Genomic DNA, 18,450 nt, shown 5'->3' on the forward strand with positions numbered 1-18,450 from the left:
CGGCAACGCTACCCCGCCACCGGCCCCTGGCCCGCGGCCGCCGTCGCCAGCGCCGCGACGAGCCGCTCGACGCTCGATGTGAGCCCCCACCGTTCGGCGAGGGCGTCGAGCGTCTCGGGGTCACGCGGCTCGCGCGGGAGCGCGTCGCGGTGCTCGGGCAGCTCGGCGTCGCGCAGCACGCGCACGACGGCGGGCGCCACCGCCAGATAGTCCAGCGACGCGAGCAGCTTGCTGCGCACGCCGGGCGAGAGCCGACGCTCGCCGGGATCCTGCGCGGCGGCGATCACGCCGTCGAGCGTCCCGTAGGTCGCGAGCAGTCCGGCCGCGGTCTTCTCCCCCACGCCCGGAACACCAGGCAGGCCGTCGGAGGCGTCCCCGCGCAGCGTCGCGAGCGCGGCGTACGCCTCACCCGAGGCGACGCCGTACTTCTCGGCCAGGCGCGCGACGTCGACCGTCTCGAGGTTGCGCACCCCACGCCCCGTGTAGAGGACGCGAACGGCGGGCGTGCGTTCGCCGTCGGACCCCTCGCCCCCGTCACGCCCGTCGTCGATGAGCTGGAAGAGGTCGCGATCGCCGGTGACGATCTCGACCGCGCTCACCTCGCCCGCGGCGACCGCGCGCGTGGTGAGCGTGCCGATGACGTCGTCCGCCTCGCACCCCGGGGCGCCCACCCGCGCGATCCCGACGGCGGCCAGCACCTCCGCGATGACCGGCACCTGCGGTGCGAGCGCGTCCGGCACCTCCTCCTCCCCGCGCACCCCCGCCGCACCCGAGGCGACGCGGTGCGCCTTGTAGGAGGGGATGGCCGCGACGCGGAAGGCCGGGCGCCAGTCGTCGTCCCAGCAGGCGACGACGCGACTCGGGCGACGGGAGACGAGGAGCGAGGCGAGCGCGTCCGTGAACCCGCGGATCGCGCCGACGGGGGATCCGTCCGGCGCGGAGACGTCGCCCTTGACCCCGTAGAACGCGCGGAAGTACAACGAGGCGGCGTCCAGCAGCATGAGCGTCCCGTGTCGAGCCGGCATGCGGCGAGTGTGCCACCCCTGTGGGCGACGACATCGGGTGGCAGGACGTGCCAGGCTACGGGTAGCACCACGAGGAGGAGGCCCCATGACCCAGAGCCCGTTGCAGCCCACCCTGGGCGAGCTGGTGGCGACGATCACCACGCAGCTGTCCAACCTCGTGAAGGGTGAGGTCGACCTGCTCAAGGCGCAGGTCGCCGAGAAGGGCCAGAAGTTCGGCATCGGTGCCGGCCTGTTCGCGGGAGCCGCGTTCTTCGGGTTCTTCGCGTTCGCCACGCTCGTGGCGACGGCGGTGCTGGCGCTCGCGCTCGTGCTGCCCGCCTGGGCGGCCGCCCTCATCGTGGCCGTGGTCCTCCTGCTCATCGCCGGCCTGCTCGCCCTCATCGGCAAGAAGTCGATCGACGCGGGCAACGAGGTCAAGCCGGAGATCAAGGACAACCTCAAGACCGACGTCGACGTCATCAAGGACGGCATCAAGGAAGGGCTGGGCAAGTGAGCACCCCCACGGACGACGAGAAGCCGCGCAAGCGTTCCGCCGCGGAGATCCAGGCGGAGCTCGAGGCGACCCGCGCCGACCTCGGTCGCACCGTCGACCAGCTGGCCTACCGCGTCGACCCGCGCGCCCACGCCCAGGCGGCCAAGGAGAAGGTCGTCACGACCGTCTCCGAGCAGGCCGAGCAGGCCAAGGAGAAGGCGAACGCGCTCGTCGAGGACGTCAAGGGTCGCTCGACTGCGGTCGTCGACGACGTCAAGGCCGGCAACCCCCGCACGATCGCGATCGTCGGGGGCGCCGTCGCCGCGGTCGTCGCCGCCATCGTGCTCGGCGCCCGCAGGGGTCGCTGACTCCTCTCACGACCCGGGACACCGGGTCTCACGATGAGATCCGGCGCTCCTCGGCCGTTGGCTCGGTGGTGGCCCTCCGGCGGATGTCCGTCGGGTGAGCATCCGTCGGTCGGGGCGCGTCCGGCAGCGGTCCGGAAGCCGTCGGCCACCCGCACGCGGTGCGGGCGCGGTCCTTTGGTGAGCGTCCTCATCGCCATGTAACCTTGTCCACGGCACACAAACAGTCCCCGGTGCGACTACGTTCGCGATGTTGCTCCGGCACCCGAGGTGGAGGGGGTCGAGTCCATGGGACGCGGCCGTCAGAAGGCAAAGCAGACCAAGGTCGCCCGGCAGCTGAAGTACTACAGCCCGGAGACCGACTATCGCGCGCTCGAGCGCGAGCTCGGCCACGCGCCGACGGGTACCGGTCTCGTCGACCCGTACGCGGACGACGACGACGAGGACGACACGGACGACTGGGCCTCCGCCGGCAGTCGCTGAGCGAGGCGCCCGATCGGGGCGCCACAGCACGCCTCACCTCACGTGGTGCGGCACCTCGCACGCCTCAGGGCGGCGGTTCGTTCGCGCCCCGAGACGGCGGTGCTTCCGCGCCCGCACGACGGGGCGCGCCGCCTGCACCTCGTGCGGGACATCCGCACCTCGTGCGGGACATCCGCACCTCACGCGGTGCGGTACTCCCGGTGCATCACGACGGCGCCTCCGTGCACGCCCTTGGTGCCGGACACCATCGGGTGGTGGGTGACGTCGTCGGGCGTCTCGACGCGGACGCGACCCAGCTCCCAGCTCTCGATCCCCGCGGCGGCGAGCGACGCCGTCGCGCGCTCGAACGAGGCCGCTGGGAGGATCGCCACCATGCCGACACCGAGGTTGAGGGTGCCCTCGAGCTCGTGCGGCCAGGCCTGCGCGCCGCGGGCGAGCAGCGTGAAGACGGGCGGAAGCACCCAGGAGGCGCGGTCGACGTCGGCCACGAGCCCCGGCGGCAGCACGCGCGCGAGGTTGGAGGCCAGCCCACCGCCCGTGACGTGCGTGAACGCGTGCACCGTCGTGGCCTCGACGAGGTCGAGGCAGGGTCGGGTGTAGAGCCGGGTCGGCTCGAGCAGCTCCTCGCCGAGCGTGCGGCCGAGGTCGTCGTCGTGGGCGTAGAGGTCCCAGCCGGTGCTCGCGAGCACGTGCCGCACGAGCGAGTAGCCGTTGGCGTGGACGCCGGAGGCCGCCATCGCGAGCAGGACGTCGCCGTCGCGCACCCGCTCCGGGCCGAGCACCTTGCCGGCCTCGACGACGCCGGTCGCGGCCCCCGCGACGTCGTACTCCTCGGGCTCGAGAAGACCTGGGTGCTCGGCGGTCTCCCCGCCCACGAGCGCCGTGCCGGTCTCCTCGCATCCACGCGCGATGCCCGAGACGATCGCCGCGATGCGCTCGGGCACCACCTTGCCGCACGCGATGTAGTCGGTCATGAACAGCGGGCGGGCGCCGGTGACGACGATGTCGTCGACGACCATGCCGACGAGGTCGACGCCGATGGTGTCGTGCTTGTCCAGGCGCTGCGCGAGGGCGACCTTGGTGCCCACGCCGTCGGTCGACGTCGCGAGCAGCGGACGGGTGTAGGTGAGCAGGTCCGAGGCGTCCCAGAGCCCGGCGAAACCGCCGACCCCGCCGAGCACCCGCGCGGAGTGCGTCCGGGCCACGGCCGCCTTCATCAGCTCGACGGCCTTGTCGCCCGCCTCGACGTCGACCCCGGCCGCGCTGTACAGAGAGCTCACGCCCGCCAACCTACCGTGGCGGCCGCCGCCGGCGGGCGGGGATGTCGGCGGGCGGCCGCAGCCGGCGGGCGGGGACGCCGGGCACACGCATCGGGCGCGAAGCAGCGCCGCGTCGTGGGAGGATCGACTCCGGCACACGTCCCCCCAACGCCCTGGAGCACCCCCACCCATGTGCGGCATCGTGGGAACCGTCTCGGCCGAGCCGGTCGCCCAGCTCATCTACGACAGCCTCGGACTCCTGCAGCACCGCGGCCAGGACTCCACCGGGATCGCGACCGCCGAGGGCAGCGTCTTCCACCAGGTGAAGTCCAAGGGCCAGGTCCGCGAGGCCTACCGCACCCGAGACATGCGTCGCCTGCTGGGCACCATGGGCCTCGGGCACGTGCGGTACGCGACGCAGGGCAAGGCCTCCGCCGAGGAGGAGTCCCAGCCGTTCTACGTGAACGCGCCCTACGGGATCATGCTCGTGCACAACGGGAACCTCACGAACGTGCGCGAGCTGCGCGAGGACCTGTTCGGCGTCGACCGCCGGCACATGAACACGCACTCGGACACCGAGCTGCTGCTCAATGTGCTCGCCACCGAGCTGCAGCAGGTGATCCGGGGCAACCAGCTCGACCCGGACCAGGTGTTCGACGCCGTCGAGCGCGTGCACGAGCGCATCGAGGGCTCCTACGCGGTGATCGCGATGATCGCGGGCTACGGGCTGCTCGCGTTCCGCGACCCGAACGGCATCCGGCCGCTCGTGCTCGCCAGCCGCGAGTCCACGCTCACCGGCGAGGACTGGATCGTCGCCTCGGAGTCGCTCGTGCCGGAGGCGTCGGGCTACCGCAAGGTGCGCGACGTCGCGCCCGGCGAGGCCGTCTTCATCACGATGGGCGGGGAGATGACGACCCGGCAGTGCCACCCGGCACCGCGCCTCATCCCCTGCTCCTTCGAGTACGTGTACCTCGCGCGTCCCGACTCCACGATGAACGGCATCTCGGTGTACGAGGCACGACTGCGCCTGGGCGACGCCCTCGCCAAGACCGTCGCGCAGTACACCCCGAGCGGCGCGATCGACGTCGTGATGCCGATCCCCGACTCGGCTCGCCCCGCCGCGATGCAGGTCGCCCAGCGGCTCGGCCTGGAGTACCGCGAGGGGTTCTACAAGAACCGCTACGTGGGCCGGACGTTCATCATGCCGGGCCAGAAGGAGCGCACGAAGTCGGTGCGGCAGAAGCTCAACGCGATGCCCTCGGAGTTCGCCGGCAAGTCGATCCTCATCGTCGACGACTCCATCGTGCGGGGCACCACCTCGCGCGAGATCGTCGAGATGGCCCGGCAGACCGGTGCGGCGCGGGTGACGTTCGCGTCGGCCGCTCCCCCGGTGCGCTACCCGCACGTGTACGGGATCAACATGCCCACGCGCTCGGAGCTCATCGCGCACGGCCGCACGATCCCCGAGGCCAACGAGGCGCTCGGCGCCGACTACCTCGTCTACCAGGAGGTCGAGGACATGAAGTCCGCGATCCTCGCCGGGCAGAGCACCGTCACGGACCTGGACATGAGCTGCTTCGACGGCCGCTACGTCTCGGGCCGCGTCGACGAGGAGTACCTGCGCTGGGTCGAGGAGACCATGAGCTCCTGAGCTCGCCCTGCCTGAGGCGCGTCGCCCGGCGAACGCACGGTGCGCCCGGTGACGCCCGACGGCGCACCCACGCCTCGCCGTCGGGCTCGCCTCTCGCGAGGCTTCCGCGGGCCACGGCCGGCTACGGCCGGACGACGTGCCCCAGGTTCAGCTCGATCGCGGCCCGCTCGCCCGAGGTGAGCTGCCAGACGTACTCGTTCTTGAGCTTCGCGCCGTCGGACGTGAACGGCCCGGTGCGGTAGGGGTAGAACGCGATCGTCGGCCACGTGTGCGGCGGCGCGGTGCACACCGCGTTGCGGAAGTCGCCGTTGAGGCGGCGCAGCTCGTCCGGCACCCACGCAAGCCACGCGTCGCGCTGCGCCGGCATGACCTCGGCGTCCGGCACGAGCTGCAGGGCCAGGTGGAGCTGGCGGTCGCCGTCGGAGTCCTCGAACGCGATGAGCCGGTGCGACTCGACGAGGCGCGCGAGCTCGGGGTCGGTGTTCACGACGTCGCGCACGGTGTCGGGCGCGAGGACCGCGCCGTTGTAGTCGATAGACATGTCCGACCGGCCGTAGAGGAACAGCAGCGGCAGGTCGAGGAACCTCTCGCGCTCGACGTCGGTGTGCCCCGTGCGCCGCAGCACCGGGCGCAGGTCGCGCAGCCGCATCACGTGGCCGCGGTCGTGGATGTTGTAGCGGATTCGCGGGTTGATGTTCTGCTTGCGGGTGATCGTGACGAGGAGCTCGCCGTCGGGCGTGGACTCGATGAGGTAGTCGTACGGGTTGAACTGGAAGATCATCGGCAGCGTGCCGTACTCCTCGCGCTTGGTGAGCTCGCGCGCGAGCGCCGGGTCGGCGTCGATCGCCTGACGCAGCGCGATCGTGAAGTCGGTCTCGAGGGCGATGTTGATCTCGAGGTCGGACGCGCCGTAGGACCCGAACACCCGGTGGGTGTGCGCGAGGATCCGTCGTCGCATCCCCTCGCTGATGCCCTCGCCACCGAAGGCCGCCACGACGTCGTACCGCCCCCACTCCAGCCGCGGGTCGTCGAACAGCGCCTTGAGGAAGGGCGGATACCCCATGACGATGTAGGTGTAGTCGGGGCCGAACTCCCGCATCGTGGCGATGATCTTCTCGCGGTCGGGACCCACCGACTTGATCATCGTGATCTCGGTGAGGGACGACGTGACGTTCATCCCCGTGGCCCACGCTCCGAGCGAGAACGCGTTGAGCACGAACGGCTGGCGACGCAGATCCTTCGCGGTGCGCGAGAACCCGACCTGCAGAAGCATACGCGTCGCGAGGCGCTCGTCCGGGCCGCGCACCCAGCTCGTCGGCGTGCCCGAGCTACCCGAGGACTCGTCGACCACCACGCCGCGCCGCGGCAGGCGCCCGCCGAGCGAGCGCTCCGCGACGGACCAGCGCTTGATGTAGCTCGCCTTGTCCATCGGCGGCACCTGCTCGAGCGCGTGGGCGACGCCGTCGCTCAGGTCGAGGCGGTCGCTCGCCCCCTGCTCGGCGAGGAACGCGCGGTACGCGGGCACCCTGCGCACCGCGAGCTCGAACGTCCGCGCGGCGCGCCACCGCCCGAGCCGCCAGCGCAGCGGCTCGATTCCCGGCGCGAGGAGGATCTTGTGCGTGCTCACGCGGCGCGCGAGCGCCCAGACCACGGCGTCCTGCACGGCGATGAACGCGAAGAGCAGCAGGCGCTTCACGACGTCTCCCCCGGGAGCAGCATCTCCGCGACGTCGCGCCGGTGTGCCAGCGGCGGCCGCGGTGAGTACCCGATCCGCACGAGCATCCAGGCCATCTCGCCGTTCTCCTCCCTGATTCCCAGCCGCTCCACGAGCGCCGCGTGCGACGTCGGGTTCGTGATGACGGTGCCCAGCGGGTGCAGCACCACGCCGCTGCGCTCGAGGTGGAGCCAGATCCGCAGGAACGTCCGACCGGCCTCGAGGTAGTCGCGCTCGTCGGCGAACGGTCCGGTGAGCCACGCGAGCTGCGGCACGCCGCGCATCGTGCGCAGGTACACGGCCTTGATGAGCGACCCGATCACCGGGGCCTCCCACAGCCCGCGGTGACGCATCGCGAACCGGAGCACGCGGCCCGGCATGAGCATCGTGGCCGCGGACAGGCCGTCGCCGGTCGCCGCCGCCTCGCGCTCGGAGTAGCGCAGCCACTGCAGGATCTCGGCGTGCACGGCGTCGTTGCGCAGGTCGTCGAACAGCGTCCGCTGGTTGATGCGCACGAGCGCGCGCACGTCGTCGGGTTGGGCCGTCACGCCCAGCGTGTGCCCCGCCTCCGCCGCGATCGTGGCGGCCCCCGCGAGGACGTCGTCGTCCACGAGCCGGCCGTCGTAGGGCCGACGGGACGTCCGACGGCGAACGAACGCCTCGCCGTCGGCCGCCGCCTCGGCGTCGATCGCCCCGGCGACGAGGCGGACCGTCCCGATCCGGTGCGCGCGGTCGGCGGCGTCGAAGTCCATCGGGGTGAGGTCGAGATCCTCCTCGACCCGCCAGCCGTGGGCGCCCGCGACGACACCGAGGGCGTGCAGGAACACCCCGGCGCACACGTGCGCGAACGGGATGCCGAAGGACTCGGCGGGCAGACCGCGGTCGAGGTCGTAGAACACGTCCGCCGTGTGCGGGCTCGTCACGCGGACCTTCATCGGCTGGGAGTTGTGCGGCGACGGGTAGCGCCGCACCTGTGCGAGGACGTCGTCCCAGGGTGCCTGCATCGTGGCACCCTACCCAGGCCGGCGCCGGGTGCCCGGTCGGCTCCACGGTCGGCGCGCCATCGGGCCCGCCGACCGGCACGCACTCGGCTTGGCAGCCCGGGCAGCCCGGGCAGCCGATCTCAACCAGGTGTCAGCCGGTGTCAGCCAGGACTCACGCCGTCTGCGGCTCCAGCACCTTCTTCCAGGCGCCCTCGTACGAGCGCGGGACGAAGCCGATCGCCTCGTTGATGTCGAGCATCGGGCGGTTCTCCTCGGCGTTGTACGTCGTCACGCGGCGCGACCACGGTGCGATCTCCCGCCACTGCCGCAGGTTCTCGCACTTCACGAGCGTCCCGAGCCGATGTCCGCGGTGCTCGCGCAGCACCAGGGTGTCCTCCTGGTGGGTCACCTCGTCCGGCTCGGGACCGGTCACGAGCTCGTTGAACGCGCACAGCTCGCCGGTCTCGACGTGCTGGGCCGCGACCACGTGGAGCGTGCGGCCACCCTCGGTGTTGCGGGCGTCGTGCCGCGCGACCCGGTCGGCGTCCCACACCTCCTCGACCACCTCGAGGTCGGCGTTCGGGGTGTCGGTCGCCATCCGCGACTTCAGCCACGCATACCCGGTGACGTGCTCGGGCGGCGTCGGGGCGGTCCAGCTCACGAGCCGGTAGTCGCTCGCGTGGGTCGCGGCCTCGGCGAGCAGGGCGTCGACGGTGTCGGTGCAGGTCGCGAGGTCGAGCGCGCTGTACCGCTCGATCTGCGAGAGCGTGAAGCCGTGGGCGAGGAGGAACCGGGCGCCGCGGTCCTCGGCGGGGATCGAGCCGAAGCCGGTCGGGGAAGCGAGCCGGGGACCGCCGGTCTCGGGGTGCTGCACCCAGGTCTCGAGCACGGTGCGCCCGTGCTCCCGTGCGGCGTCCTCGACGAGGCGCATCGCCCGGCGGCCGATGCCTTGCCCCCAGACGTCCGGGTGCAGCTCGATGAGGAAGTACCCGCCGCGGGCCTCGCCCTCGTGCGGCAGGTCCAGGCCGACGCGGCCGACGACGACGCCGTCGAGCAGCACGACCCACACCAGGCGCGTCTCGAGCGGATCGGGACGGTAGTGCGGCAGGAGCACAGCGGGCGTGGTGGCGAGGTCGTCGTGCCCCGCGATGAGGCGGTAGGTCTCGTTGCGGACCTCGACCATGGCCAGGAAGTCGGCCGCGTCCTCGCCGTCGAGCGTGTCCGGGACGTGCAGCGGGCGCAGCTCGAGGCGCGCGTCGAGGTCGGTCGCGTCGGAGGCGGACCCCTTCGAGGCGGTCGCGACGACGGCGAGCGCGGCCTCGGAGGCGGGCTCGCCGTGGGGCGCGGGCTCGCCGTCGAGCGCAGGCTCGCCGTGGGGCGCGGCGAGCGGCGTCGCGGGGGTGGACAGGTCGCTGGACATGTCGGCGAGGCTAGGCGCGGCGACGGCGAGCGGGACAACGATTTTCGCGTTCCGACCGGGTGACGCCGCAGCGACTCTGCCTGATGCCACAGCGACCGAACGCCCCGATCCGGTCACGGCGAGCGGCGTCTGCGCAGGTCACGGGCGTGCGGCCGGCAGGGTGGAGGCGGCGAGTCGCTCTCCCGTCAGGGCGAGTCGCTCTCCCGTTACGACCGTGACGCCACAGCGACCCGGCAACCCGGCGACGCGGCAACCCAGCGACCCGCCGCATGCTGCCAGTGGGACGGGCCGGTCGGCCGGCGTCGGCCAGCGCGAGCCGTGCCGCTCGCGTGGAACGGTCAGCCGGCGTCGGCCAGCTCGAGCGTCACGCTGCGCCGCTCGACGTCGGCCGCGGTCACCGTCACGCGCACGCGGCTCCCGGCCCGCAGGCGATCGCGCGGGCCCACCACGCGGGCCCGCACCGCGGGCGAGGTGAGCAGCACGGTGGCGCGAGCCTCGCCGTCGTCCTCCTTGGACCGCGTCGACTCGACCACGACCGCGTCGTAGGTGCGGCCGACGCGCGGCGCCATGATGAGCGCCTCGAGCAGGTCGAGGCCGCCGCGCTCGTACGCGCCGGCGCGCTGCGTGGCCGAGGCCATCTCGACCGGCAGCGCCTCGAGCGCGGCCACCACCCACTCGGGCACGGGACGGCCCGCCACCTGCGCGAGCGCGACCTCGGTGCCGTACCTGTCGACGAGGCGGCGCAGCGGCGCCGTGACGTGCGCGTACTCCGCCGCGATCGCCGAGTGCGCCGCGCCGACGGGCACGTCGGGGTGCTCGGGCGTGCCGAACGCGACGTAACCGGCGCCGCGGAAGAGCGTCGTGGCCTCGGTCGCGAACGCGGCGTGCTCGGGGATGCGCGAGTCGATCGTGCGCGCGAACGCCCCGTAGGAGGTGCCGGCCGGCCAGTCGAGGCCGAGCCCGAGAGCGACCCGACGCAGGCGCGCGACGTCCTCCTCGCGCGCCGCCTGCAGCGTGCGCCACAGGCCGATGCCTGCCTCGCGCTGCAGCCGCGCCGCCACGATGCCGGTGAGCAGCGACAGCTGCGCGTTGTCCTCCTCGACCGGGAGCGCCGCGCGGTACACGAGCCGGTAGCGCTCGTCGTGCGTCTCGACCTCCTGGTCCGGCACGTCGAGGCTCGCGCCGCCGCGCTGGACCTGCAGCTCGGCGCGCAGCGCACCTACCCGAGGCAGCAGCGTGAGCATCTCGTCCGCGGTGCCCGCGTCGAGGGCCGCCTGCACGCCGACGTAGTCCAGCTGCGCGCGCGAGCGCACGATCGCGCGCTCGACGTCGACGTCGCGGATCACGCCGTCGCCGTCGAGCCGGATCCGCCAGAGGACGGCCCGACGGTCCACCTCGGGCAGCAGGCTCGCGGCGCCCTCGGACAGCACGGGCGGGTGCAGCCCGAACCGGCCGTCCGGGCCGTAGTAGGTGACGCCGCGGCGGTGCGTCTCGGCGTCGAGCGCACCGCCCGGGGTGACGAACGAGGCGACGTCGGCGATTGCGTAGTGGACCACGAAGCCGGAGCCGTCGACGGCGAGGTGGAACGCCTGGTCGAGGTCCTTCGAGCCCGCGGGGTCGAGCGTGACGAGCGGGAGGTCCCGGCGGTCCGCGCGCTCGAGGCCGTCCTCGATCGGGCGCGACGCCGCCTCCTCCGCCTCGGCGAGCACGGCGGGGTCGTGGCCCTCGGGGACGCCGACCTCGGCGCGCAGCGCGGCGAGTCCGGACGCGGCTGCGGCCGCGGCGGCGCCGGCCCGCGGGGAGCGGCGGGTCATGCCTCTGACTCGCGCGTCGATGCGCGCGGAGCTGTCGGCGGAGCGAGCGGCGCGGCGGGCGTCGGGTCAGGCGTCGCAGCGGACGACGGCGCAGCCGCACGCACGCGTTCGGCTCGCCGCACGCTGCGGTGATCGATCCAGACGGCGACGGCGAAGCTCGCCAGCGCGAAGAACGCGCCCAGACCGAGCAGCAGGAGCCAGAAGATGCCCCACGAGTCCAGCGCGCGGGCGGCGACCTCCTCGGGCGGCAGGAACGAGTCGCGCACGAACGACAGGAGGCCGGCGAGCAGGAACGCGAGCGCGATCCCGACGAAGACGAACGCCCCGAACCGCGGCGCCCGGCGCACGCGCGTGGGGTCGGCGACCTGCGCGACGACCTCGATCGGGCCGTCCTCGTGCGCCACGCCCGCGAGCTCGTCCTTCTCGCCCGCGTCGTCGCCGGGTCCTGCGGGGCGCGCCTGCTGCTCACTCACCCGGTCAGCCTAAGCCGCACCCGACCGCGCCCTGGCGTCGTCGCCGTACTCACGCCCCGCGCGAGGCGCGCTCAGGCCGGGGGGTGCGCGCCGCCGTCGTCGGTGGGCGTGCCCGCGCAAGGCGCGCCTCACGCCGGGCGGTGCGCGCCGCCGTCGTCGCCGTGCGTGCCGCGAGCGCGCGGCCGGAGGAACGGCAGCGCCTCGGTGAGGTCCGCGCGGGTGCCCGAGGCCTGGACGCCACCGTCGTCGATCGCGCGGTGCACGACGTCGGCCCACGCGATCCGTCCCGTGGCGAGGCCGAGGAACGTGTGCGGCCGGCACTCCACCACGTTCGGCGGGGTGCCACGGGTGTGCCGCGGGCCGCCGAAGGCCTGCACCGCGCCCGCCGGCGGGACGCGAACCTCCACGCTGTGGCCGGGGTGCAGGGCCTCGAGCTCCTCCAGCGCGTAACGGACAGCCGTGAGCAGGACGGTGCGCGGCGTGTCCTCGCCCTGGGCGGCCCACTGCGCGAGGGCGACCTCGCCCGCCTGTGGATCGATCCGCCGTCGTGCCATCGTCTCTCGCCGTCCCGTCCGGTGCCGGGCGCTCAGGCGCGCACGACGCGGCAGCCGGTCGCCTCGATCTCGGCGGCCGCCTCGGCGTCGAGGCCCGTGTCGGTGATGAAGGTGTCGACGTCCGCGAGCGGGGTGACGCGCGCGAAGTCGACGAGGCCGAACTTGGTGTGGTCGGCGAGGATCACGGTGCGGCTCGCGGCGCGGACGAGCGCGCGCTTGATGCGGGCCTCGGCGAGGTCGGGGGTCGTGATGCCCTCCTCGACCGTGACGCCGTTCGCGCCGACGAACGCGACGTCCACGTGCACGTCGGCGAGCTGCTGCTCGGCCCAGGCGCCGACCGCGGCGAGGGTTCGCCCGCGCAGCTGGCCGCCGAGGAGGTGGAGCGTGATGCCGGGCAGCGCGGCGAGCGCGATCGCGAGGTGGACGCCGTGCGTGACGACGGTGAGCTCACGGTCGGCCGGCATGAGCGCGACGAGCTGCGCGGTGGTGGTGCCGGCGTCGACGGCGATCGCTCCGCCGTCGGGCAGCTCGTCCAGGGCCGCGCGCGCGATGCGCTGCTTGGCCTCGGACATCCGGGTCTCGCGATCAGCGACGGCGGGCTCGATCGCGAGGCGCTCGACGGCGATCGCTCCCCCGTGCACGCGGCGCAGCACGCCGCGGCGCTCGAGCAGGGTGAGGTCGCGGCGGACGGTCTCGGGGGTGACGCCCAGGCGGTCGGCGAGCTCCTTGACCTCGACTCGGCCGCGCTCGCGCGCGATGGCGCGGATCTCCAGCTGCCGCTCCGTCGCGTACATGGTGCACTCCCGGGGTCCTGTGGTCGCTTCTGTTTACCTCCGTTTGTGTGGGAGTGTCAAACGGGCGTCGGGGCGGTAGGAGGGTTCGGCTCAGGACCTGGTGGCGTCAGTGGCGGCCCTTGCCGGAGACCTTGAGGTACTCGCGCATCTGCATGGTCCGGCGCCGCCACTGCGCGCTCTCCTGCGCCGCGAGGCGCGCGTCGTTGCGGCGTGCGGCGTACCGCGCCTCGCGGAGCTGGGTCTGCCAGGAGTCGTAGCGGCGCTGCGGCAGGGAGCCGTCCGCGAGTGCCGCCTGCACGGCACAGCCGGGTTCGCCGTCGTGCGCGCAGTCGCCGAAGCGGCAACGCTCGGCGATCGCTGCCACGTCGGAGAACGTGCTGGCCACGGAGTCCTCGGACGCGACGAGCCCGATGGTGCGCAGCCCGGGGGTGTCGACGAGCCACGCCGCGCCGCGGGGCAGGGGCAGGGGGACGAGCTCGCGATGAGTGGTGGTGTGCCGGCCCTTGCCGTCCCCGCGCCGCTCTCCCGTCGCCATGACCTCGGCGCCGGCGAGCGCGTTCACCAGCGTCGACTTGCCCGCGCCCGACGGGCCGACGACCACCACCGTCGTGCCCGGCTCGAGCAGGTCGCGCAGCGCGTCGACGCCCTCGCCCGTCGTGGCCGACACGGGGAGGACCGTCACGCCCGGGAGAGCGGCCTCGACGTCGGCGACCCAGTCGGTGGCGTCGGTCACGAGGTCGGCCTTGGTCAGCACGGCGAGCGGCGTCGCTCCCGCGTTCCACGCGAGCGTGCCGAGCCGCTCGAGGCGGCCGATCTTCGGCTCGGGGTCGAGGTGCTCGACGACGAGCACGACGTCCACGTTCGCGGCCAGCACCTGAAAGCTCGCGGAGCGGTCGGCGGAGTCGCGCACGAGCTCGGAGGTTCTCGGGGCGAGGAGGACACGCTCGGCGTCGGTGGCGGTGGGCGCCTCGACGACGCGGTCGCCGACGGCGGGCGCCTGCGGCTCGCCGACCACGGCGCCGAGGACGCCGCCGGGGCGCAGCGCGACGGTGCGGCGCGCGGGCGCGGCGGGGCCGGACGCGGGTGAGGCGGGCGTGGTGGGGCCGGGCTCGGGTGAGGCGGCGCGCTCGGCGGGGTCGACGCCGTCGGGCAGGTCGGGGCCGGGCTCGGGTGAGGCGGCGCGCTCGGCGGGGTCGACGCCGTCGGGCAGGTCGGGGCCGGGCTCGGGTGAGGCGGCGCGCTCGGCGGGGTCGACGCCGTCGGGCAGGTCGGGGACGAGGACCACCCGGGTGCGGTCGACGCGCGCGACGCGCCAGCGCGGCGAGACGGGGTCGGACATGGCATCGACGCTACGAGCGCCGTCCAGCCATTTGCCCGGCCCCACCCCGTTCGCGAGGTGATCTTCGTCCTTTCCCGAGAGGAAGTTCGTCCTTTCCCGAGAGGAAGTCGGTCGCGTCGCGAGACGACCGAAAACCTCTCGGAAAAGGACGGAGAACCTCTCGCGAAAGGACCGAGATCCTCTCGCGAAAGGACGAAGAACCTCTCGCGAACGGGGGGGCGGGGGTCAGCGGGCGCGCCGGACGCAGGTCAGCGGGCCTGCTCGGCCGCGCGGCGGACCGCCTCGGCCACCGTCTCGTGCACCTCGGGGTGGAACACGCTCGGGATGACGTACGTCGGGTTGAGCTCCTCCGGCGTCACGACCGCCGCGAGCGCCCGCGCCGCCGCGAGCAGCATCTCGTCGTTCACCGTGTTGGAGCGCGCGTCGAGCAGCCCGCGGAAGACGCCGGGGAACGCGAGCACGTTGTTGATCTGGTTGGCGAAGTCGCTGCGCCCCGACGCCACGACCGCGGCGTGCCGGGCCGCGATGGCGGGGTCGATCTCGGGCGTCGGGTTGGCCAGCGCGAACACGATCGCGTTCGGCGCCATGGCCTGGACGTCCTCCTCGCGCAGGATGTTGGGCGCGGAGACGCCCACGAACACGTCGGCTCCGACGATGGCGTCGGCGAGCGTCCCGGTCAGGCCGCGCGCGTTCGTCCGCTCGGCGATCCAGCGCAGGGACTCGTGCATCCCGGGCCGACCGTCGTAGATGATCCCCTCGACGTCGACCACCGTCGCGTGCTTCACCCCGGCCGCGAGCATCATCCGCAGCACCGCCGACCCGGCCGCCCCGGCGCCGGACAGCACCACGCGGACCTCGCCGATGTCCTTGCCCACCACCGTGAGCGCGTTGAGCAGCGCCGCCGTCGCGACGATGCCCGTGCCGTGCTGGTCGTCGTGGAACACCGGGATGTCCAGCTCCGCACGCAGCCGCCGCTCGACCTCGAAGCACCGCGGCGCCGAGATGTCCTCGAGGTTGATGCCCGCGAACACCGGCGCGACGTTCTTCACGGTCGCGATGATCTCCTCGACGTCCTGGGTGTCCAGGCACAGCGGGAACGCGTCGATCTCGGCGAACCGCTTGAACAGCGCGGCCTTGCCCTCCATCACCGGCAGCGCCCCGAGCGGCCCGATGTTGCCGAGCCCGAGCACCGCGGAGCCGTCGGAGACCACAGCGATCGTGTTGCGCTTGATGGTGAGCCGTCGCGCGTCCTCGGGGTGGTCGGCGACCTGCCGGGACACCCGAGCAACGCCCGGCGTGTAGACGAGGGAGAGGTCGTCACGGTGCCGGATCGGTACGCGGGACTGGATCGTCAGCTTGCCGCCCAGGTGCGCGAGGAAGACGCGGTCGGAGACGCGTCCGATAGTGACGCCGTCGATCGCGCGCAGCGCGTCGACGATCCGCGCCGCGTCGGCCTCGCCGCCGGTGGCAATCGTGAGGTCGACCTGGAGCCGGTCCGTCTCTGACCCGGAGACGTCGACGGCGGTCACCAGCCCGTCCTCCTGCTCCACCACCGTCGTCAGGGTGGAGACGACGCTCGGGCGGGACGGCAGCTCGAGGCGGACCGTGATCGAGTAGCTGACGCTGGGGGTGCTCACGCGTGGCTCCATCGGTAGGCGTGCCGCGGGGTGCCTGACCCCGCCCCTGCGGAGGCTACCCCTTCACGGGCGCGCGGGACGGTCCGACGCGTTCTGGTCGTAGCGGTCGGGCCGGCGTTCGCCGACTCAGACCTCGCCCGGCAGCGCGCGGCGCACCACGATGCGGGTCCACCCGCCCACGAAGATCCGGCTGCCCTCGTCGATCTCGCGGCGCTCCCCCGGCGGCAGCGGCGTCACCGGCAGCGGCTCGCCGACCGGGCTGACGTACGTGCCGTTCGCGGACTGCAGGTCCTCGACCCACCAGCGCTGCCCGTCCGACGTGAGCTGGCAGTGCCGCCGGGACACCCCGGTGTCGGCGCCGCAGTCGAGGTCCGGGTGGATGCCGCGCGAGCGCGAGGGCCGCCCCACGAGCAGGGTCGCGAGCCGCAGCGGGACGAGCGTCGGCATCCCGACGCTCGGCATGGGGTCCTCCGGCTGCTGCTCGGCGTACCAGTCCGGGTCGATCCAGATCTCCGCCACCCACGCGTCCGCGAGCGCCGGCGCGGCCGGCGTGAACGGGACGCCCGACGGCGAGCCCCCCTTCGCAGCCTCGCTCGCCTCGGGTGCGACGTGGGCCGCCGCGGGGTCGGGGTCGGAGGAGGGGTCAGCGCCCGGCTCGGCCGGTCCGCCGTCGCCTCCGCCGCCGCCCTCGCCCTCGGCCGCACCGCCGTCCCCGGTCGATGCGGGCTCACCCTCAGCAGCACCCGGCGCACTCGCCGCCGCAGCGGCCGGGTCGGCTCCCGGGTCCGGCTCGCCCGCCGCCGCCGCCGGACTTCCGCTCGCCGTCGCGCCCGGGCCGGAGGCCTGCCCCGGCGCACCCACGGGCGAGCCGAGGTCGAGCAGACCGCCGGACGCGACGCCGTCGGGCGGGGTCAACGGCTGGGGCGCCGTGCCCGTGGTGAAGTCGTAGCCACAGTTCTCGCAGAACAGAGCGCCGGCGGCGGCCGTCGCCCCGCAGTTCGGGCACGCCTGACCCGCGCTCGCCCCGGCGGGTGCGGATGCGGCAGGAGCGACCGGGGCCGGCGACGGCGAGGCCACCGACGCGATCGGCTCACCGCACGTGTCGCAGTAGTCGGTGGCCTCCGACAGGTGTCCGTTCGGACAGACGGCGCTCATCGGACCCTCACTTCCGCACGCGGGTGGTCTTCGTGGAGCCCGTGTCGAGCGCCATCTCGTCGAGGCGGGAGGCCTCGCGGCGCAGCCGCACGGTGCCACGCTCCGGATCGTCGATCTCGACGACGCGGCGCAGCCGCGAGGTGGCCTCGTCGTTGCCGGTCTGCTGCGCGAGCTGGACGGCGCGGCCGAGCTTCACGGTCGCCGTCGCCTCGTCGCCCGCCGCCTTGGCCGCGAGACCCTCCTGGATCACCGAGGCGAGCTCGGCCTGGCCCGTGTAGTGCGCGACCTCGGGGCTGATCCGCGCCGTGAGCGACGGGTCGGCCGACCACGTGGCCTTGACCAGCCCGGAGGCGGCGACCTGGCCGCCCACCACGACCTGCACCCGCGCCACGAGCTGCTCCGCACCGAGCGGGCGGGACGGCACCCGGACCGCGACGTGGTACTCGCGCTCCTCGTCGCCCCACGCGCCGGTCGGGTAGTCGCCGGTCAGCGGGTTCACCACGATCCGGCGCGCGGTGAGGTCCTCGAGCGTGGGCGCGACCTGGCGCACGAACAGCAGCTGGGCGCCCTGCGGCGCCCAGACGCGCAGCTGCGCGTCGTTCACGGTGCGCGCCATCGACGCGCGCATGAGCCGCTCGAAGTCGGCCGGGATGCCCGACGGGTCGGCGATGAGGTCGACGGTGCCGAGCAGCGCGGTCGCGATCTGCCGCACCTCCTCGACGATCCACCGGTCGCCCACGCCGCGCGCGTCGCACTGGAAGTGACCCTGCACCGCGGCGATCGCCCGCTGCAGGTTGCCGGCCGGCTCCGACTCGTTCTTGCCGTCGGTGAGGAGGATCGCGTGCTTGCGCACTCCCGCGGGAACGGTCGCGAAGATCTGGTCCGCGAGCATGAGCCACGAACTCATCGCGGTGCCGCCCGTCGCGGTGACCCGCTCGATGGCGCGCTTGGCCTCGGCCCGCGCGGCCGGCTCCATCCGCACGATCTGCACGGGTGCGTTGGGGTAGGGGAACACCCGCGTGGCGACGTGGCTGCCCGCGACGATCGCGAACCACGTGCCGTCCACGATCTGGTCCACCGCGACCGACGCGGCGTACTTGGCGGACTGCAGGTTGCGCCCGGACATCGAGCCCGAGCTGTCGAAGATGATGATCTCCGCAGCGCCGGCGCCCGTCGCGCCGTAGTCCCCCGCGGCGCCCGAGCCGGAGCCCGACGCCGTCACGGAGACGATCGCGTGGACGTCCGTGGCCCCCTCGGGCACGTACTGGTTGGAGAAGACCTCAGCGCTGAACGTCGCCATCGTGCTCCCTCA

The 18,450-nt window shown here is 73.7% G+C and carries 17 protein-coding genes; 4 read left to right on the forward strand and 13 right to left on the reverse strand.

Features of this window, described 5'->3' with window-relative positions; all coding sequences use genetic code 11:
• Window positions 1-8 precede the first annotated feature (8 nt).
• Complete coding sequence (locus AC3AQ1_RS06540) at window positions 9-1,025, reverse strand: 5'-3' exonuclease (RefSeq protein ID WP_108718317.1); 1,017 nt, start codon at window positions 1,023-1,025, stop codon at window positions 9-11.
• An 85-nt stretch (window positions 1,026-1,110) separates the two neighbouring features.
• Here AC3AQ1_RS06540 and AC3AQ1_RS06545 point away from each other — a divergent pair, with 85 nt between their 5' ends.
• From AC3AQ1_RS06545 to AC3AQ1_RS06555, 3 genes are all read left to right on the forward strand, one after another.
• Window positions 1,111-1,518 (forward strand): phage holin family protein, encoded by a 408-nt coding sequence (locus tag AC3AQ1_RS06545; RefSeq protein WP_108718318.1) that lies wholly within the window; start codon window positions 1,111-1,113, stop codon window positions 1,516-1,518.
• Window positions 1,515-1,865: a DUF3618 domain-containing protein gene (locus AC3AQ1_RS06550; protein WP_108718319.1), complete on the forward strand. Its 351-nt coding sequence runs from the start codon at window positions 1,515-1,517 to the stop codon at window positions 1,863-1,865. The genes AC3AQ1_RS06545 and AC3AQ1_RS06550 overlap by 4 nt, the downstream gene beginning before the upstream one ends.
• Window positions 1,866-2,150: 285 nt before the next feature.
• Window positions 2,151-2,345, forward strand: a complete 195-nt coding sequence (locus AC3AQ1_RS06555) for a DUF3073 domain-containing protein (RefSeq protein ID WP_108718320.1) — start codon at window positions 2,151-2,153, stop codon at window positions 2,343-2,345.
• Window positions 2,346-2,524: 179 nt separating this feature from the next.
• Here the strand turns inward: AC3AQ1_RS06555 and purM are convergent, their stop codons facing one another.
• Entirely contained in the window at window positions 2,525-3,625 is a 1,101-nt protein-coding gene (gene purM / locus AC3AQ1_RS06560; protein WP_255421223.1) for a phosphoribosylformylglycinamidine cyclo-ligase, read from the reverse strand.
• Between the two features lie 169 nt (window positions 3,626-3,794).
• Between purM and purF the strand changes: the two genes are divergently transcribed.
• The gene (gene purF, locus AC3AQ1_RS06565; RefSeq protein ID WP_108718322.1) at window positions 3,795-5,255 is read left to right on the forward strand and encodes an amidophosphoribosyltransferase; all 1,461 of its coding nucleotides are present in this window, start codon (window positions 3,795-3,797) and stop codon (window positions 5,253-5,255) included.
• Between the two features lie 121 nt (window positions 5,256-5,376).
• Here purF and AC3AQ1_RS06570 read toward each other — a convergent pair whose 3' ends face one another.
• The 11 genes from AC3AQ1_RS06570 to AC3AQ1_RS06620 form a co-directional block, all read right to left on the reverse strand.
• Entirely contained in the window at window positions 5,377-6,951 is a 1,575-nt protein-coding gene (locus tag AC3AQ1_RS06570; protein WP_108718323.1) for a phenylacetate--CoA ligase family protein, read from the reverse strand.
• Window positions 6,948-7,973: a nitroreductase family protein gene (locus AC3AQ1_RS06575; RefSeq protein ID WP_108718324.1), complete on the reverse strand. Its 1,026-nt coding sequence runs from the start codon at window positions 7,971-7,973 to the stop codon at window positions 6,948-6,950. Before AC3AQ1_RS06575 ends, AC3AQ1_RS06570 begins: the two co-directional genes overlap by 4 nt.
• Window positions 7,974-8,124: 151 nt before the next feature.
• Window positions 8,125-9,372 carry a GNAT family N-acetyltransferase gene (locus AC3AQ1_RS06580; RefSeq protein WP_108718325.1) on the reverse strand — a complete coding sequence of 416 codons (1,248 nt, stop codon included), beginning with the start codon at window positions 9,370-9,372 and terminating at the stop codon, window positions 8,125-8,127.
• Between the two features lie 338 nt (window positions 9,373-9,710).
• Entirely contained in the window at window positions 9,711-11,186 is a 1,476-nt protein-coding gene (locus AC3AQ1_RS06585; RefSeq protein WP_108718326.1) for an RNB domain-containing ribonuclease, read from the reverse strand.
• Complete coding sequence (locus AC3AQ1_RS06590) at window positions 11,183-11,659, reverse strand: hypothetical protein (protein ID WP_108718327.1); 477 nt, start codon at window positions 11,657-11,659, stop codon at window positions 11,183-11,185. The genes AC3AQ1_RS06585 and AC3AQ1_RS06590 overlap by 4 nt, the downstream gene beginning before the upstream one ends.
• 128 nt (window positions 11,660-11,787) lie before the next feature.
• Window positions 11,788-12,213, reverse strand: coding sequence for a sterol carrier family protein (locus tag AC3AQ1_RS06595; RefSeq protein WP_108718328.1), 426 nt, complete (start codon window positions 12,211-12,213; stop codon window positions 11,788-11,790).
• Window positions 12,214-12,245: 32 nt separating this feature from the next.
• A complete protein-coding gene (locus AC3AQ1_RS06600; protein ID WP_108718329.1) occupies window positions 12,246-13,007 on the reverse strand; it encodes a DeoR/GlpR family DNA-binding transcription regulator in 762 nt (253 codons plus the stop codon).
• Window positions 13,008-13,113: 106 nt separating this feature from the next.
• Window positions 13,114-14,346: a ribosome small subunit-dependent GTPase A gene (gene rsgA, locus AC3AQ1_RS06605; RefSeq protein WP_108718330.1), complete on the reverse strand. Its 1,233-nt coding sequence runs from the start codon at window positions 14,344-14,346 to the stop codon at window positions 13,114-13,116.
• Window positions 14,347-14,594: 248 nt separating this feature from the next.
• Window positions 14,595-15,983: an NAD-dependent malic enzyme gene (locus tag AC3AQ1_RS06610; RefSeq protein WP_370445333.1), complete on the reverse strand. Its 1,389-nt coding sequence runs from the start codon at window positions 15,981-15,983 to the stop codon at window positions 14,595-14,597.
• Window positions 15,984-16,109: 126 nt separating this feature from the next.
• Entirely contained in the window at window positions 16,110-17,138 is a 1,029-nt protein-coding gene (locus AC3AQ1_RS06615; protein ID WP_108718332.1) for a double zinc ribbon and FHA domain-containing protein, read from the reverse strand.
• A 7-nt stretch (window positions 17,139-17,145) separates the two neighbouring features.
• Complete coding sequence (locus AC3AQ1_RS06620) at window positions 17,146-18,438, reverse strand: VWA domain-containing protein (protein ID WP_108718333.1); 1,293 nt, start codon at window positions 18,436-18,438, stop codon at window positions 17,146-17,148.
• Window positions 18,439-18,450 lie beyond the last annotated feature (12 nt).

The organism is Miniimonas sp. S16 (genome assembly GCF_057748195.1).

What these genes read in the sequence shown, in the direction of transcription:
- AC3AQ1_RS06540 (WP_108718317.1), bottom strand. Translation starts at nt 1,025, where the DNA reads ATGCCGGCTCGACACGGGACGCTCATGCTGCTGGACGCCGCCTCGTTG.
- AC3AQ1_RS06545 (WP_108718318.1), top strand. Translation starts at nt 1,111, where the DNA reads ATGACCCAGAGCCCGTTGCAGCCCACCCTGGGCGAGCTGGTGGCGACG.
- AC3AQ1_RS06555 (WP_108718320.1), top strand. Translation starts at nt 2,151, where the DNA reads ATGGGACGCGGCCGTCAGAAGGCAAAGCAGACCAAGGTCGCCCGGCAG.
- purF (WP_108718322.1), top strand. Translation starts at nt 3,795, where the DNA reads ATGTGCGGCATCGTGGGAACCGTCTCGGCCGAGCCGGTCGCCCAGCTC.
- AC3AQ1_RS06575 (WP_108718324.1), bottom strand. Translation starts at nt 7,973, where the DNA reads ATGCAGGCACCCTGGGACGACGTCCTCGCACAGGTGCGGCGCTACCCG.
- AC3AQ1_RS06580 (WP_108718325.1), bottom strand. Translation starts at nt 9,372, where the DNA reads ATGTCCAGCGACCTGTCCACCCCCGCGACGCCGCTCGCCGCGCCCCAC.
- AC3AQ1_RS06585 (WP_108718326.1), bottom strand. Translation starts at nt 11,186, where the DNA reads ATGACCCGCCGCTCCCCGCGGGCCGGCGCCGCCGCGGCCGCAGCCGCG.
- AC3AQ1_RS06595 (WP_108718328.1), bottom strand. Translation starts at nt 12,213, where the DNA reads ATGGCACGACGGCGGATCGATCCACAGGCGGGCGAGGTCGCCCTCGCG.
- AC3AQ1_RS06600 (WP_108718329.1), bottom strand. Translation starts at nt 13,007, where the DNA reads ATGTACGCGACGGAGCGGCAGCTGGAGATCCGCGCCATCGCGCGCGAG.
- rsgA (WP_108718330.1), bottom strand. Translation starts at nt 14,346, where the DNA reads ATGTCCGACCCCGTCTCGCCGCGCTGGCGCGTCGCGCGCGTCGACCGC.
- AC3AQ1_RS06615 (WP_108718332.1), bottom strand. Translation starts at nt 17,138, where the DNA reads ATGAGCGCCGTCTGTCCGAACGGACACCTGTCGGAGGCCACCGACTAC.
- AC3AQ1_RS06620 (WP_108718333.1), bottom strand. Translation starts at nt 18,438, where the DNA reads ATGGCGACGTTCAGCGCTGAGGTCTTCTCCAACCAGTACGTGCCCGAG.